This window comes from Pseudomonas sp. B21-048, from assembly GCF_024748615.1.
Taxonomy (GTDB): Bacteria; Pseudomonadota; Gammaproteobacteria; order Pseudomonadales; family Pseudomonadaceae; genus Aquipseudomonas.
On record NZ_CP087168.1, the window covers coordinates 3,559,105 to 3,574,666 of the forward strand.

Here is a 15,562-nt window from a genome sequence, read left to right on the forward strand (position 1 = left end):
CATGCGCAAAACCTTGTCGCCTGGCATCGAATGCCTGGGCTTGATGCTGCTTGCCTTGCTATTGATCGGCGCCGGATTGGGGCTGCGTCAACCGCAGAATGTGGACGAGGAACGTTTCCTCGGCGTGGCACTGGAAATGCTGCACAACGGCGCGTGGTTCATTCCCCACCGCGCCGCGGAGATCTACGGCGATAAACCGCCGATTTTCATGTGGACGGTGGCGTTCTTCGCGTGGCTCACCGGCCTGCCCGCCCTCGCCCTTTATGTTCCAGGGCTTTTGTCGGCCGCGACGGTCACGGCGGTGGTCTACGATCTGGGGCGCAGGCTATGGAATCAGCGTATCGGTCGGACGGCAGCGCTGTTGTACCTGGCCACGTATCAGACATACAGCATCCTGCGTACCGGGCAGATCGACAGCCTGTTGATTCTGTTCACGTCGCTGGGCCTGTATGGATTGGCGCGGCACTTGTTGCTCGGGCCGGCGTGGCGCTGGTTCTATGTGGGCTGCGCCGCCATGGGCATTGGCGTGATCACCAAAGGGGTCGGCTTCGTCCCGGTTCTGATGTTGATTCCATATGCCTACGCGGTGCGCAAAAATTGGTCCGGTGTGGTGGCCATGCCGGGCGAGGCACGCAAGTGGTTCCTGGGATTTTTGGTCGCCCTCGGCGCCATCGCCATCTGGCTACTGCCCCTGGCACTGTCCATTGTGCTCAATGGCACGGCGGAGGATATCGCCTACGCCCGAGAGATCCTGCTGCGCCAGACGGCAGCACGTTATGCCGCCGCGTGGGACCATCGCGAACCGTTCTGGTACTTCTTCGTCAACGTGATCCCGCAATATTGGCTGCCATTGGTGCTGGCCCTGCCGTGGCTGGTGCCGGCCTGGCGCCGGCAACTGCGCAAACACGACGGTCGAGTGCTGGTGCTGCTGGGCTGGGTCGTGTTGGTGGTGCTGTTTTTCTGCCTGAGCAGCGGCAAACGCAAGTTGTACATCTATCCGGCGTTACCAGGGCTGGTGCTGATAGCGGCACCGCTGATTCCCTGGCTGCTCAAGCGCTGGTTCAGTCAGCGCCCGCGCGGTCGACGGGTATTCCAGGTGCTGGCGGTGAGCTGGTTTGTGTTGTGGTTCGCCCGCGGCTTCATCGAGCCAATCAAGGACGGCCCCAACCCTCATGAAGCGATCATGGCGCAGGCGGCGACCATGACCCACGATGCCGACCTGGTATTGGTCAATTGGCGCGAGGGCCACTGGTTATTCTCCCGGCAGCCGATCGTGCATTTCGGCATGAGCAACTCCACGGTCGAGCAAGCGGCGTTGTGGCTGCGCGAACACCGTGACGCCTACGCCTTGGTCCCCGACGAAGTGCTGAGTCAGTGCTTCAATCCCCAGGCCGCCCATGAGCTGGGCGAAACATCTCGTGCGCAGTGGTCGATCGTCGGCGCCGATGCCGACAACGGCCAATGCCAACCCGGACAACCTGCCAAGGTCTATCGCTTCAGCTGGAACAAGGACAAGTCATGAGCAAGAAATGGAAATGGGGGATATTTTTCGTTGTTGTACTACTGGGCGCCTACGCGGTTTCCGCACATTTCATGGTCCACCGGCAGCTGTATGCGCACTGGCAAAACTTCTGGCATGGCAATCAGGCGCCTGACAAAAACATCTGGCTGCCGGACTATAAAGCCGTAATCCAGGCCAAGCCCGTCGCGGGCGTCACTAACTTGTCCGGCATCGCCTACGACCCGGACCACGATCGTCTGCTGGGGATCACCAATGGTGTTCCCATGGAGATTGTGGCAATGAGCCGTAACGGTGATCTGCTCGAACGTTATCCGTTGATTGGCTTCCAGGACACCGAAGGCATCGCTTACATAGGCAATGGGCGCGTGGTAATCGCCGATGAAGTATTACAACGACTGTATGTCCTGACCTTGCCGGGTAGCCCCGGCCCCATTCAGATGGAAAACGCCCAATTTGTCGCCATCGAGATCAACCTGAGCGAACACAACAAGGGCTTTGAAGGCGTGGCCTATGATGCCGCGAATGATCGTATTTTCGCGTTCAAGGAACGTGATCCGCGCCAGCTGTATTCGGTCACCGGCATGCTGGCTTCCATCGACGGCTCGTTGCAGGTGCGCATCAAGGATTTGACGAGCTGGATCGACCGCAGCGTCTTCGGCATGGATCTTTCCGAGGGTTACTACGATCCGAGGACCGGTCACTTGCTGGTACTGAGCGAACAGTCCTCCAACCTGACCGAACTCGACGAGAAAGGTAACTTCCTCAGCATCCGCTCCCTGCTCGGCCTGACAGATGATCTCGAAAAAACCATACCGCAAGCCGAAGGCATGACCATGGACGCCGACGGCGAGCTTTACGTTGTGAGTGAGCCTAATCTGTTTTATCGGTTCACTAAGTCAGAGGCCGCTGTGGCGGAGAGTCAGCAGAAGCGTTAAGGATGGTCTGAAGTAGCCACGTATTTCTGGCTGACTTCGGCCACCGCCGATTTTGAAGGTGGCGAGTCGATCCAAAACGCTCAGGTCACTCACTCATTCCTGTCTTTTTAGCCGCTGCGAGCACCTCCCGGCGGCTATTCCCCCACATTACAGGCGCACCTCTCCTGTATCGCCCAGTAAATGTCGGCGGGCCATCCACAGATTCGACAGCGCAAACAGCGTTACCAGCTGTGCCGTGTTCTTGGCCAGGCCACGGAAGCGCGTCTTCACATAACGGAACTGGCGCTTGATCACCCGGAACGGGTGCTCGACCTTCGCCCTTACCTGCGCCTTGGCTTTGTACAGGACGCTGCGCTTGCCCAGTTTCTGGTAGGTGCTGCGCCGGGCGGCAATCTGCCAGATGACTTGGCGACCTTCATGCTCTGGGCGTTTCTCCACTCCGGTATAACCGGCATCGGCACAGACCACGTTTTCGTCGCCGTGCAGCAGCTTATCGACCTGCGTGACATCTGCCACATTGGCCGCCGTGCCCACCACGCTATGCACCAGGCCCGACTCGTCATCCACACCGATATGGGCCTTCATGCCGAAGTACCATTGATTGCCTTTCTTGGCCTGGTGCATTTCCGGGTCGCGCTTGCCGTCCTGATTCTTGGTCGAACTCGGCGCATGAATCAGCGTGGCATCGACGATGGTGCCCTGGCGCAGCGACAGGCCGCGATCACCCAGGTAGCCATTGATCACGCCCAGAATCCCCGCCGCCAGCTCGTGCTTTTCCAGTAGGCGACGGAAGTTGAGGATGGTGGTTTCGTCGGGAATGCGCTCCAGGTTCAGCCCAGCAAACTGGCGCAGAATAGTAGTCTCGTACAGTGCCTCTTCCATCGTTGGATCGCTGTAGCCGAACCAGTTTTGCATCAGATGGACACGTAGCATCGCCATCAGCGGATAGGCCGGACGACCACCATCACCCTTCGGGTAGTGCCGCTCGATCAGAGTAATCAAACCCTTCCACGGCACCACCCGTTCCATCTCGATCAGGAACAACTCTTTACGGGTCTGCTTGCGTTTTCCGGCGTACTCGGCATCGGCGAAAGTCATTTGCTTCATCGGAAAACTCGGCGGGTGGAGTCAGGGTATTTTGCCAAAATCAGGAAGTCTTTTTGAGGGTTTCTCTAGGGGCTTGAGCGGTTAGTTCATTGTCGTACCGCAGCGGCCCGTGAGGCGGCGTCCGGGCACGCTACGGTGGTGCGCCCGGACGCCGCCCGCCGGCAGCTACACGAAACCCCATTACGCACTCAACAACGGCGCCTGATCATAATTCTTGGCATAGGCATTCTCCACCCCCGGCAAAATCTCGACGATGGTGAAATACCGATCCCAGAACGGCGTCTCCCGCAGATCCTCCACCAGCAGTTCATACGCATGATGACTGTCGGTTTCCCACAACCACAGATCGGTGACCCGCGCCGAATAGAACTCGATGTCGAAAAACCGCATCGAGACCTGCGCCGCATGCTTTCGCAAAATCGGCTCCATCTGCGTGCGCATCAGCTCAAAGCGATGCTCGACTGAAAACCCCAGCCATTCCTGGGTGGTCTTGACCAACATGAAAACACTCAGTGATGTCGTTGCCATGATAATGATTCCTGGTAGTTGAAGAGTGGGGAAAGCCAATCCAGAATACGAGTCATAACTCATATTTAAAACTCGCATCCCGATCATGACCAAACACCGCGAAATGCCGCCCTTAACCCCCCGAAAACTCCCGACCCAGCGCCGTTCGGCCAACACCGTTGACACCATTCTCGAAGCCGCTGCTCGCATTCTCGAAACCGACGGCCTCGCCGCCTGCTCCACCAACGCCGTGGCGCAGCGCGCCGGCGTAAGCATCGGCTCGCTGTACCAGTACTTCCCCAACCGCGACGCCCTGACCGTCGCCTTGATCGAACGCGAAACCACTCAGTTGCTCGATGACGTCCAGCACGTCCATGAACACGACGACGCCCTCGCACGCATCCGCGCACTGGTCCAGGCCTCCGTCGCCCACCAGCTACGGCGCCCGGAACTGGCCAGAATCATCGACTTCGAAGAGCGCCGCTTACCGCTGCAAGAGCGCCATGAGCGCGTGGCCAACGTCATTCATGCCGAATTGATAGCGGCGCTGGCCCTTCCGTCAGCCCCGTGGGGCTGCGCCGATGTACTGGAGACCGCGCAAGACCTGCTGGCGATGGCCCACGGCATGATCGATGCGGCGGGGGAGCGGGGGGAGACGGATGCGGTGAGTTTGGAAGGACGGGTGATGCGAGCGTTGGTGGGTTTTTTGTGCGGGTAGTGGGCTATCTGGGCCGGCTCTTGGCGGCCAGGAGACAAGACCGGATGGCGTAAGGGTGGTGATCGATTGTGCTCGGCGAACCTCTGACTGGAACGGTGGGCGAGAGGTAGCGCTATCGGAGCTCTCTGGAAGACCGGAGGGGGAAGTCCGGACATTTTGCCAAAATCAGGAAGTCTTTTTCAGAATTCCCCTAACGTCTTCAGATGCTTATTTCGTCCTTACTGATCAACGTGTTTTCAGCAGCATGGGAAAGATTTGGTCGTTGCTTTATAGCGTTGAACTCGATTTCGCCGGGGGGACATCCGATGTGCTTTTGGGCGATTAGCTTAAGCAGATCCTACAGCCTGTACCCGTGGCCCATATCGCCTCATTTTTTGTAGCTCAGACGTGCTGGCACGTTCACAATCGGTCAGATCCTGAACAATTTGATTTGTCGCAGCACCGCTGCGACAAATGCCAAACTAATAGTCTCAGCACTGCTGAGACTATTACTACTCACGGATAACTAAACCCCTTAACCAACGTCAACTCCCCGACCGCCCGCATTGGCACCAGGAATGTCTCCATCTTCTCGTTCGGCGTCCCCTCCTCCGTAATCACCGTAATCTGCGCCGTAGTCAGGGGCTGAGCAGCCTCTTCCTGCCCCTCCTCATCTCTGCGATACCCACCACCGTAGTAGTTCACGTACACCAGGTATTGCCCCTTGATCGGCGCCGGCATGGCGAAGATTTCCGGGCCGTAGCCGGTGGTGACGTCGACGTCGAGTGCGCCGCCGTTGGCCGCGACGCGGTCGCCGTACCAGATGTGGCCACCGTCAGGCGTGACGAGGTGCAGGTCGAGGTCGGTGCCGTCACTGTCCCAGGCCAGCAATACCCGCAACTTGGCCGGAGTGGCCCCGCCGCTGGCGTTCAGGAACTGCGTGCGATGCCGCTGTTGACCATCGGGGCTGCGGACTTCAACGCTGTTGCTGCCGTTGGGGAATGAGAACGGGCGATCGTAGCGACCGGTGGGGTCAATTTTCAGCGGCATGCTGACGCCGTTGACGATCAGCTTGCCGGGCTCATTGCCCTTGGGCGCGGACTTGATCTGACCGGTAATGCGAGCAGTGTTGGCCTGCCCCACCGGTGTGTTGACCGAGGAAGCCGGGTAATTAACCGTCTGACGAAAGTTTTCGCCTTCGCCTTCGGACGCGCCCGTGCGCCAGCCGCCGACGGGCGTGTCGAGTTTGACCGCGCTATCGATGGCGAACGCGGTCGGCCATACGCAAAAAGAACAAAGGAACAGGAGGACCTGTGGGTAACGGAGTTTCATGGCCTATTCCAGCAAGAGGTGGCGGGCGAGCCCTTCGATGTAGGTTTCATCCTGGCCGTTGGGGTGTGCTTCGAAGGCCAGGTGCAGGTATTCGTGGGTCAGGTCGAGGCGGTCTTGCAGCGACAGCACGCCGCGTACGTAGATTCGCTGGCGTTCGCGATCGACAAAAGGACGGCCGAAGGCCAGGCGGCAGACGGCGAAAGTGTTGACTTCGTTGTAACCAACTTCGCTTTCCAGCCGTGGTCGCCAGCCGCGGCGTTGCTTTTTCAGCCAGTCTTGCGCGGCGGGCAATGCGTCGCAGGAAGCGACGGGATTGTCCCAGCGGCTGAGGCTGGCGCGCGGATAAGCGTGCAGCAGGATGGCGTCGTAACGTTGACCGGCATTGGCCTGTTCGACGGCTTGCAGCCAGGAGAGCTTGTCCGGCCCCGGTTGGTCGGAGTGATAGGTGACGTTGCTGCCGGCGAGTACCAGATCGCTGGTCCACGCGGCGATGTTGCGCGATTCGGTGGCGGCCGGGCGTGGGGCGACGCGCTGTCGGCTGCTGCTGTCGTCGATGCTCAGGCAGTCGCCGTTGCGCGTGGCGTTTTGCAGCAGGTAGGTGCGGATTGCGACGCTCAGGGCTTTGGCGGCTTCGGCAGGTTCTGGTCTGGCTTCGCGCTGCAGGACGCGGGCGACGTACTCTTCGCGGTCCAGACGGGCGACCAGTTTGTCTTTGAGCAAGAACAACTCGCCGTCGCTATGGATATCGAGTTGATTGCCATTGGCGAACTCGACACGATAGTCACCTTGCAAAGGCCCGGGCGTTAACACGCGATCCCCCGAGAGTACGCGTTTCAGCGGATAACGCGCGAACAGGCCGACCTCGACGCACTTCCCCGCCTCGGCTGGCCATGACGAGGGCAACACCGTCGCCAGTGCCTGACCGTAATTGCGCAAGACCATTTGACTGGTACCGCGCCCACCGGCCCAGATCGGCGTGCCGTCCGCCGTCCAGCCAGCGAATCCGCCTTGGCGCGACGAAGGATCCTGATCCCCCAACCAGCTCCAGGTTTTCACCCGTAACCGGCCGCCAAGTTCACCGACGACATTGCCGTCAGCCGCATTCAGCACCACATCGAGCAATACCCGCCGTGCCTGATCCTGCGCCGGCATCACGGCCAATGCCTTCAACAACTCAGCCACCGAAACCCGGGTCTGCGGTTGCAACGACGGCAAATCCAGCAACCACGCGGGCGCTTGTCTCGCCAGCCAATACTCACGCCACTGCGCGCCGGCAATGCCCAGGCGCGCAGGCTCGAAATACAAACCGCAGGACTTCACCAGCGCCTGGTCGCGCTCAATCTTGCCACCCGCCGTGCAGCAATACACTTCTTCCTTCGATTGCCCGCGACACTCATAAGCCGATTCACGCGCGCCAGTGTCCACCAACCAACCGTAGACAAACAGCTTCCACACACTGCCCAGCGGCGTCTGCAGATCAGCAGGCAACGGCTCACGTGAAATCACCTGAGTCCGGCTCAATGAAAGCCATTCATCCTTGAAACCCAAGTGCAACGGCTCGTCCTGCGCTGTCGCCAGCGCAGGCATCAAACACAACAGCCACCAGACCAGACGCCGGGTCATGTCAGTTAACCGTGACCTGACCAAGCGCCGGTTTCTGTTCCTGGGCCTGATGCTGTGGCGCATAGACTTGAGTGAAACGCACCGGCGGCAGGCTGAACTGGCCTTTCTGCGAGAAACGCACCAGATGACGCAGGCGCAATTCACCGCTCAAGGCATCCACCGGGATCGCGTAAGCCATTTGCCCCGGTTCGAAACGGGCCTTCTCCAGCGAGGTCGGCTCGGTGCCGGCCTTGCCCATCAGCTTGATGCCCCACGTGGTGCGCTCGACGTCCGCGCCCGGTGGCAGCGGCACTTCGAGCATGCCGTAGCGCAGCGGTTTCGCGGCTTTGCTGGTGATGATCACTTCGTCCAGGTACAGGCTGTCGCTGGACAACGGTTTGTTGCCGACGGCTTCGAGTTTGAATTCGAACGCTTCGTCACCCGGCACCAGACGCGACAGACGACGAGTGATGGTCACGGCCATCGGGTCCACTGGCGGTTGCTTGCTCTGGAAGCTCAACGCGGCGCGAAGCGGGCGTTCTTGCTCCCCGGTCAGCGACAACACTGTCGGCACGGGCGCAGCACCCTGCCACGTCCAATACATCTCACCAGTATCACCGTACTTTTTCTTCCAGCCTTCACCCGGCGCCAGTGCGATGGTCGGCGATGCCTGTTCGATGCTGCGTTGCAGCCAGGTCAGCGCCAAGGCACGTTCCAGAGTCGATTGCTGTGGCAACAGACGTTGCAACAATGCTTGAGCGTGAGCCTGATCGAAGGCTTGCAGCGACAGGTTCAGCGCCTCGACAAACGGTAGAGAGCTGGCGGCCACTTGTTGTTGCGCAGCCTCCAATTGACCGTTGAACGCCGACGGCAGATTGACCTTGGCCTGACGCGCCATCGATGCGGTCAGCACTCGAGCGCTGGCCAGGCCCAACGCCGAATCCGGGTCGCTCATGACCAGACTCTCTGCGCCATCGTCCATCATGCTCGCCGCGTTGCCTTCGCCGGCTTTCACCAGGTCGTCGATCAAACCGCTGAGCAGTGTGTTCACTGGCAATTGCATCTGTTTGGCGAACGACAGAATCAACGCCCGCTGCAACAGCGGCGTGTTCTGCGACTGCTTGGCGTACACCTCCAGCACCCGCTGCCAATGCTCCGGCGGCAGGCTCAGTTCCAGCGCTTTACTGGCGTGCCAGTCGGCGTAATAGGCGTAAGCAGTGAGGAACGCGTCCGGCTCACCGTCATAGCCCCACCAAGTGAAGCTCGCCGACGGGCCGGCCATTTGCACCAAGCGCAGGCGGCTGTTCTGCATGATCAAACGCAAGCGATCGCGGATCTGCGGGTTCGACGACAAGGTCGGATAAGCGATGCTCAGCGGCAGCAAACGGCTGGCGGTCTGTTCAACACCGCCGTACGGATAGCTCAGCAGATCATCAAGCGCCGAACGGAACAGCGCTTGCGGACTGTCGTCCAGACGCAGGCGAATATCCGTGGCGTCTGCCGGCAAGGTCAGCGGCGTATCACCGCTGGCCACGTCCAGGCTTTGGCTTTGCGTTACCTGCCAGCCTTCGCCGGTCGCGGTCAGGCGCACCGCCAGGGCATCAGCGGTTTTGCTGTCCTGCACCAGCTCGGCGGTCCACTCGCCATTGGCCACTGTGAACGCTGGCAATGCGATGTAGTTGATGCCGTTGTTCAACGTGACCGGCACCCGTTGTTCGGCGCCACCGTAATGAATCACCAGCTCAGCCTTGACCGGTTTCTCGGCCTGACTGAAGGCGAACACACCGAGATCCGGTTTGTCGCTGTTGCGGAATTTGGTCGGGCCGCTCCACTTCAGGTACAGCGGTTTTTCCGAACGAACAAATTGCTTCTTCTGCCCGACCTGGCCGTCATCGGCAATGGCACGGGCGGTGATGCGCCAGCGGGTCAGCGAGTCCGGCATTTTGAAGGTAAAGCGGGTTTTGCCATTCGCATCGGTGATCAGTTCAGGCTGCCACGCGGCGGTGTCGACGTCTTCGCGACGTGGCCGCTCCAACACTTTGACGCCGCGCTCGCTGCGGTTGGCTTTGCCCGGTGCGCCTGGGCTGCCCGGTAATGCCACGTCGTAGCTGATGAACGACAAACTGGCGCTGGTGCGCACGTTGTTGCGGCGCGGGTGATAGAAGAAATGGTCGATGGTCGGCGCGACTTCCGGTTGCAGCGCGTAGACCATTTCATCGACCACACTGACCGTCAGGTGCGCCGGAATCGGCTTGCCGGCGAACTGCGTGGTCAGGTCAACCGACACGGTATCGCCCGGCTGATACGCCTCTTTATCGGTGGTGATGGCCACGTCGATCTGTGGCGCGATCACCTTGATGCCGGCGTTCTGGAAGCTGTACTGACCACCTTTGGTGTAGAGCACGGAGAAGGTCAGGTTCGGTGCGAAGTTGTCCTTCACCAGGATGCGCGCGCGGTATTGGGTGTCGCTGAGTTTTTCCATCTTCAGCCAATCGCTGCCCTTGGACAGCAGCGCAGTGGCCTCGACCTTGTCACGCTCAAGCGACAACAACGCATCGATAATCGGCTCGGGGAAAGTGATCAACGCGAGGGCTTCGTCGCCGGCCTTGTACTCGGGTTTGTCGAGGACGATTTCCACGGTGCCGGGCACGGCTTTGACGCCGTCGCCAGTGACCGAATGGCCGGTCGCACCAAGCACGCGGCCATGATCATCCTTCAGCGTCAGGTTGTAAGTGCCCGGACGGTCGAAGGCCAGGGTGAAGCCTTTATCTTTGGCGGCGAGTTTGCCTTCGCCAGTGGTCTGATCTTCGAGTCGCACCCAGCTGTAGCTGCTCGGGTTGACCGCTTTGCTCTGCTCGCTGCCACCTTCGTTGGCATAGCTGAATGCAACCTTGCCGCCCACCGCGCTGAACCGCTGCGGCGCGCTCAGGCGGAAACTGGCGGCGCCACGGTCGATGAGGATTTCCTTGGTGGTCTTGACCCGATACGCCGCGCCATCGCTGGCGAACACGGTGAGCATGTAGCGGCTCGGTTTCTCGGCGGCGGGCAGATCGAGGCTCGCGTTGCCCTTGGCGTCGGTGGTCAGTTCGGCGCTGGTCAGCTCCACCGGGAATTGCCCGAGGTATTGCAGCTCGTTATCGACCATCGACAGTTGCTGGGCGCGCAGGCTCAGGCTCAACTTGGCGTTGGCCACCGGTTTGCCGTCCGGGTACAGCAATACAAGACTGCCCTTCACCGGTTCGCCGGTGCGGTAATCCTGCTTGGCCAGGTTGAGGGAAATCTCGAAGTGCGGCTTGATGTATTCAGCGACACGGAAGGCACTGCTGTAGGCCTGATCCTTGTAGTTGAAACGCAGTTCATAACCGCCCGCCACCGCGTTGTCCGGCAACTGGAAACGGCCCTGAGTACCGGCCTTGGAATCGAGCTTCAACGCCAGCGATTGCAGTGCGGTACCCGTGGCATCGAGCACAGTGACGTTGACGTCGGCAGCGGTCGGTGCCACGGAATCCCGCGCATTCTTGAACTCGCGGCCGACGATTTTCAACGACACCCAATCCCCCGGCCGATACAACGGCCGGTCGGTGAACGCATAAAGTTTGGTGTCGTAGATCTCACTGTCGTAATAGAAGTTCTCGGAGACGAACACCCCGCCCTCTTCGTCTTCGCCGATCACGAATGAACGCTCCGGGCTGACGTGTTTCAGACGCAGCAAACCGTCGGCGTCAGTAGCGCCACTGCTCATCACGCCCAGGCCGTCGGTCCACAGCACATTGACCTTGGGCACCGAACTGCCTTCGTGTTTGCGCGCAGCCCACACCAGCAATTCATCGCCAGCAATCTTGCTCACGGCCACGGTGTTGGAAACGAAAACCATGGTGGTCGCGCGGTACTTGCCGATCAGCGCTTCCACCAGATACAGGCCTGGTTTCAGGTTGCCCAACGGGATGTACACGTTGCCCGGCGAGACACTGACGAACTCGCTGGAAGAACCGGCCAGGTTCACGCCCTCAGGCGGCTGGATCGGTTTGGCTTGCCACAGCGGATAACGGAATTGGCTGACCACCGGCAGGCCCGGAATCAACGCGAACTGCGGCTGAGCGTCGTAGGGCGTTGGCGCGGCGATGGCGGTGCCCATCTTCAGTTCCGGCACTTCCTCGGTGACTTGTTTGCGCGACTCATAGGAAAACGCCCGCTGCATTACTCGACGGGATTTGCGGTACCAGTTGTCCCACAGGTACGCGAGGGTGTTCGACAGGCCTTCGCCCTTGAACTGGCCATCGCTGACCACGCGGTGCAGGTTCTTCTGGCGCTTGAGGAAATCCAGCGGTTTGTCGATGCGATACACACGAATGTCCGCGCCGCCGTAAGGCTCCATGCGGAACCGGCGGTAATCGCGGCCCGGCGCTTCAAGACGAACCATCGCCTGCTCGTCGCTGGCGAAACTGCTGTCGGCCAGCAGGAAGAAACTTTCACCGGCCACCGGTGTGTAGCCGCTCGGCTCGACGGTGTCTTCGGCATTGACCGTGGTTAAAGGCGCCAGCAGAGCCAGCAGCAGTGGAATTCGAGAGCAAATGCGCAGCATGCGGGCACCGATCATTGGGAGAGGAAGTTCAGTCGATAGACGCCGATGAAGTTGGGGTTGGCTGCGTCGGGTATCCATCGGGTGTCCTTCCATGTCATGAGTTGTTGCAGGCTTGCGGAGCGCATGCCGTTGTCAGTGGGGGTGGTAGTGCCGGTGTGATAGGCGATGAAGCGGCCCATCCAGATCATCAGATGCTGGTCGTCGCCCTGATCGAAAAACATCAAGTCGCCGGGCCGGGCCTGGGCCAGATCGCGGCCGACCAGATGACTGTTGAACTGAATCAGTTTGATCGCGTTGACGTAAGGCCCGACCTTGCCGCCGCCCTGCTGCCATTGCTGGGCGAGGCCGCGTTGGGCATCGCTCAGTTGCAGTTCCGGCGGCAGGTAGCGATTGGACAGGCCATTGCTGCGCAGCCATTTGTCGTCATGAACCTTCAGCGCTTCGTTGGCGGCAAACCGCACCAGCCCGGCGCAGTCCTGCTGATACCAGCGCGGGCTCGGGCCTTGGGTCAGTTGTTCCTGGGCGATGCGCACGAACCAGGCGCGGAATACCTGGGATTGCTGCGGGTCGAGCGCCGGGGCTTCGCTGGCAAAGGTGCGAGTCCCCAGCAACAACGCCAACAGGCCGAGGCCTCGGAAGAGTGCGGTCACAGGGCTTTCCACTCCAGCGGCAGCCACTGCCAATGGCCGTCGGGCTCGCTGCCTTTGGGCAAGATCAGGGCGTATTTGCCGTAGCCACCGAGGGTGCGCAGTTTCGGGATCAGGTAGGTTTGCGCGGCGTTGTAAAACACCGGTTCCATGTCCTGCGGCAAGCTGTCGAGGGTTTCCTGCTGCATCAGTTGCGCCATGGAATCCGGACCGAAATAGATCGGCATCAGCAGGTCTTTCGGCAGTACGTCAGCCAGCGGTGGGAAGCGTTTGTCCAAGGTGCCCAGCGCTTTGTCGACCAGTTTGTCGTCGAGGGAAAACAGCAGCGTCGAACCGTGACGCGCCAGGCTTACGCGCATAAAGGCTTTGCCGGTGATCGCGTCGGGGTGCTCGGCATCCTTGGCCTTATAGGGACCGAAATTGGAGCTGACCTGGCGCTGCCACTGATGGGTCTGGCCTTCCTGCTTCTCGACCACCGGGAACGCCTGATCAGGGACTTTGCCTTCATAGGCACCGACCATCGAACCGAACAAGTTGCCCAGGTCGCCGTCGAGTTTGGCGCTGTCATCGTCATTCAGACTGGCCACCAGCAGCGGCGTGTACAGCCGCGAATCGGCATACCAGCACAGGCCGGCGGCACCGGCCATGTGTTCAGTCAGGGCTTGGGCCACGGCGTCGTCAGCACCGAGTTTCACCAGCAACGGTTTCTGTTGTTCGGCGGCCAGTGGCAAGGCGACGCAGGCGCTGGCGCCCATCGGCATGGCTTGCCAGATCGGTTTGAAGTCGAAGTCCGGCTGGTTTTCCAGTTCGTCCATGGCCAGGAAGCTGTGCCAGCCCTTGTCGTCCATGTCGAAACGCAGGCCGGCGAAATTCGGGATGAAGCGCTGGTAACCCATGGCCAAAACGCTGAAATTGACCGAGAGGCGCTGTTTTACCTCAGGCGTACGCGGTGGCAGGCCGAAGGCTTCGGGGAAGAGTTTGTCGCCGTTGAGCAAGGCGGCGATGGCCTTGGTCGAAACGCTGCCGGTGTCCTCCGAGGCGCCGTTTTCCGGATCGTAGAGCTTGGCCGGATTGGACAGCACCACCAGTTTGTCGCCGTGGGAGGCGAACACCAATGACTTGCTGGCGTTGTAGTTGAGCTGATAAAGCGTGACGGCGTCGGCGCCGACCTTCACCTCGCTGAGTTTGCTCAGCTGCGTATCATCCAGCGCCACTTTCGCCAGCGGCTCCAGCACCTTGGCCAGCCCGCCGCGATCCATCACCAACAGGAAATCCTTGAGACGCCCATCCGCCCCGCGCCACAGCGCCACATCCGCCGGTTGATCGAACAGCTGCTCGATCAGGCTGTCCTGCAACTTCAGGTCATGCTCGTAAATGATCCGCCGCAGGCTGCCAATCAAGCCGAGACGGTCGGAGTGAGCTTCGTAATAGAAGACGAAATCTTCAGTCAGGGTTTCCTTGAGAAACGGCACCGCCAGCAAATCCTTGGGCAACTGGCTCAAGGAATGGGTTTCAAGCAAACCGTCCGGCCGGCTCATGCCCAGTTTGTCACTGGCCAACTCAGCGGGCGGAGCCTTGGGTTTGTTCAGAAACCACCCCAACCCTCCCGCCACACCGGCCACCAGGCACAGCCCGACCAGCAGCGCCGGCCAGCGACGGGAAACGTTGGCAGCAGGTGCGTCGGCGGCCGGAGAAGCAGTGTTATCACTCATGTTCACAAACCCAATTCATCCGTGGTGCGGGATGTTTAATAGTTGAAAGTCTTGACCAGCAGCAGGTCGCCGATCGCCCGCAAAGGCACGATGAAGGTCTCGCGTTTTTCGTCGACGGTGTTTTCGTTGAGCACCAGATTGATTTGCGAGGTGATCACCTCGTTCTGGTTGCTGGTCTCATCGAAGTTATAGCCGCCGCTGCCGAAGTTGCCCCAATAGTTCACGTAAACCAGATAAGTGCCATGCATCGGCGCGGTCATGGTGAACATTTCCGGACCGGGGCCATCGACCCCGTCCGGGTCCAGGCCGCCGCCATTGCTCATCGCCGGGCGAGCCCAGAATGCATGCTGGCCGTCGGGCGTAATAATGTGCAGATCGAGTTCGGCCTTGGGGTCGTCCCAACCCAGCACCACGCGAATTCGCGCCGGCGTGCGCAGGTTGTTGGCTTCATAGAATTGAACGCGCTTGAGTGACTTGCCCTCGGAACTGCGCACTTCGACGCTGTTGGACCCGGCGCCAAACGCATACGGCCGGGCAAAACGCCCTTGGTCGTCAGTGTACAAATTCAGGGGATTGCCGTTGACCGCCAGGCTGTGCGGCGGCCGGAGTGTGCCGAGGGCCTTGAGCTGGCCTTCGATCATCGTGCGATTGCGCTGCACGCCCCGATCGATGGGCGGCGTGGGATAGGCGACGCGAGGATTTTCACTGCGGTCCAGCAGCCCGTGATAGCGCCAGCCGCCCACCGGTTCCGACAACTCGGCCGTGGGCTCGGCCCATGCCACCTGGGCGCAGACCAGCGTGATCAGCAGTGAAAGAACACAACGCATGTAACGCCTCCTGCCATGCATAACGAAACCTGGCGCCCGATCCTCGGCGCGGTATTTGATCTGATTGCTGGGCTTTCAAAAAATGAGACGGC

11 protein-coding genes are annotated in these 15,562 nt (G+C 60.4%); 3 read left to right on the forward strand and 8 right to left on the reverse strand.

The genetic code is table 11. The features are described 5' to 3' along the window. The first annotated feature begins 1 nt into the window (after position 1). A complete protein-coding gene (locus tag LOY56_RS16640; protein WP_258615728.1) occupies positions 2-1,522 on the forward strand; it encodes a glycosyltransferase family 39 protein in 1,521 nt (506 codons plus the stop codon). After that, on the forward strand, positions 1,519-2,457 hold the full coding sequence (locus tag LOY56_RS16645) for an SdiA-regulated domain-containing protein (protein ID WP_258615730.1): 939 nt from the start codon (positions 1,519-1,521) through the stop codon (positions 2,455-2,457). Before LOY56_RS16640 ends, LOY56_RS16645 begins: the two co-directional genes overlap by 4 nt. 147 nt (positions 2,458-2,604) lie before the next feature. Here the strand turns inward: LOY56_RS16645 and LOY56_RS16650 are convergent, their stop codons facing one another. Both LOY56_RS16650 and LOY56_RS16655 read right to left on the reverse strand, forming a co-directional pair. Beyond that, a complete protein-coding gene (locus LOY56_RS16650) occupies positions 2,605-3,564 on the reverse strand; it encodes an IS5 family transposase (protein WP_258615731.1) in 960 nt (319 codons plus the stop codon). 180 nt (positions 3,565-3,744) lie between these two features. After that, entirely contained in the window at positions 3,745-4,092 is a 348-nt protein-coding gene (locus tag LOY56_RS16655; RefSeq protein WP_258615733.1) for a darcynin family protein, read from the reverse strand. An 85-nt stretch (positions 4,093-4,177) separates the two neighbouring features. Here LOY56_RS16655 and LOY56_RS16660 point away from each other — a divergent pair, with 85 nt between their 5' ends. Then, entirely contained in the window at positions 4,178-4,789 is a 612-nt protein-coding gene (locus LOY56_RS16660) for a TetR/AcrR family transcriptional regulator (RefSeq protein ID WP_258615735.1), read from the forward strand. 495 nt (positions 4,790-5,284) lie between these two features. Here LOY56_RS16660 and LOY56_RS16665 read toward each other — a convergent pair whose 3' ends face one another. Genes LOY56_RS16665 through LOY56_RS16690 form a run of 6 tightly spaced genes read right to left on the reverse strand, consistent with a single transcriptional unit; the run spans position 5,285 to position 15,470 of the window. After that, a complete protein-coding gene (locus LOY56_RS16665; protein WP_258615739.1) occupies positions 5,285-6,100 on the reverse strand; it encodes a YfaP family protein in 816 nt (271 codons plus the stop codon). Between the two features lie 3 nt (positions 6,101-6,103). Further along, positions 6,104-7,723, reverse strand: a complete 1,620-nt coding sequence (locus LOY56_RS16670; protein ID WP_258615741.1) for a DUF2300 domain-containing protein — start codon at positions 7,721-7,723, stop codon at positions 6,104-6,106. 1 nt (position 7,724) lies between these two features. Beyond that, a complete protein-coding gene (locus LOY56_RS16675) occupies positions 7,725-12,299 on the reverse strand; it encodes an alpha-2-macroglobulin (RefSeq protein ID WP_258622722.1) in 4,575 nt (1,524 codons plus the stop codon). Then, complete coding sequence (locus tag LOY56_RS16680; RefSeq protein WP_408980341.1) at positions 12,296-12,934, reverse strand: DUF1175 domain-containing protein; 639 nt, start codon at positions 12,932-12,934, stop codon at positions 12,296-12,298. The genes LOY56_RS16675 and LOY56_RS16680 overlap by 4 nt, the downstream gene beginning before the upstream one ends. Further along, the gene (locus LOY56_RS16685; protein ID WP_258615744.1) at positions 12,931-14,643 is read right to left on the reverse strand and encodes a DUF2138 domain-containing protein; all 1,713 of its coding nucleotides are present in this window, start codon (positions 14,641-14,643) and stop codon (positions 12,931-12,933) included. Before LOY56_RS16685 ends, LOY56_RS16680 begins: the two co-directional genes overlap by 4 nt. 35 nt (positions 14,644-14,678) lie before the next feature. Continuing rightward, positions 14,679-15,470: a YfaP family protein gene (locus tag LOY56_RS16690; protein WP_008008415.1), complete on the reverse strand. Its 792-nt coding sequence runs from the start codon at positions 15,468-15,470 to the stop codon at positions 14,679-14,681. Between the last annotated feature and the right edge of the window lie 92 nt (positions 15,471-15,562).

Bases quoted from the DNA above. Each gene is read 5' to 3' on its own strand.
- LOY56_RS16685 (WP_258615744.1), bottom strand. From the start codon at position 14,643: ATGAGTGATAACACTGCTTCTCCGGCCGCCGACGCACCTGCTGCCAAC.
- LOY56_RS16690 (WP_008008415.1), bottom strand. From the start codon at position 15,470: ATGCGTTGTGTTCTTTCACTGCTGATCACGCTGGTCTGCGCCCAGGTG.
- LOY56_RS16660 (WP_258615735.1), top strand. From the start codon at position 4,178: ATGACCAAACACCGCGAAATGCCGCCCTTAACCCCCCGAAAACTCCCG.
- LOY56_RS16665 (WP_258615739.1), bottom strand. From the start codon at position 6,100: ATGAAACTCCGTTACCCACAGGTCCTCCTGTTCCTTTGTTCTTTTTGC.
- LOY56_RS16640 (WP_258615728.1), top strand. From the start codon at position 2: ATGCGCAAAACCTTGTCGCCTGGCATCGAATGCCTGGGCTTGATGCTG.
- LOY56_RS16675 (WP_258622722.1), bottom strand. From the start codon at position 12,299: ATGATCGGTGCCCGCATGCTGCGCATTTGCTCTCGAATTCCACTGCTG.
- LOY56_RS16655 (WP_258615733.1), bottom strand. From the start codon at position 4,092: ATGGCAACGACATCACTGAGTGTTTTCATGTTGGTCAAGACCACCCAG.
- LOY56_RS16645 (WP_258615730.1), top strand. From the start codon at position 1,519: ATGAGCAAGAAATGGAAATGGGGGATATTTTTCGTTGTTGTACTACTG.
- LOY56_RS16650 (WP_258615731.1), bottom strand. From the start codon at position 3,564: ATGAAGCAAATGACTTTCGCCGATGCCGAGTACGCCGGAAAACGCAAG.
- LOY56_RS16670 (WP_258615741.1), bottom strand. From the start codon at position 7,723: ATGACCCGGCGTCTGGTCTGGTGGCTGTTGTGTTTGATGCCTGCGCTG.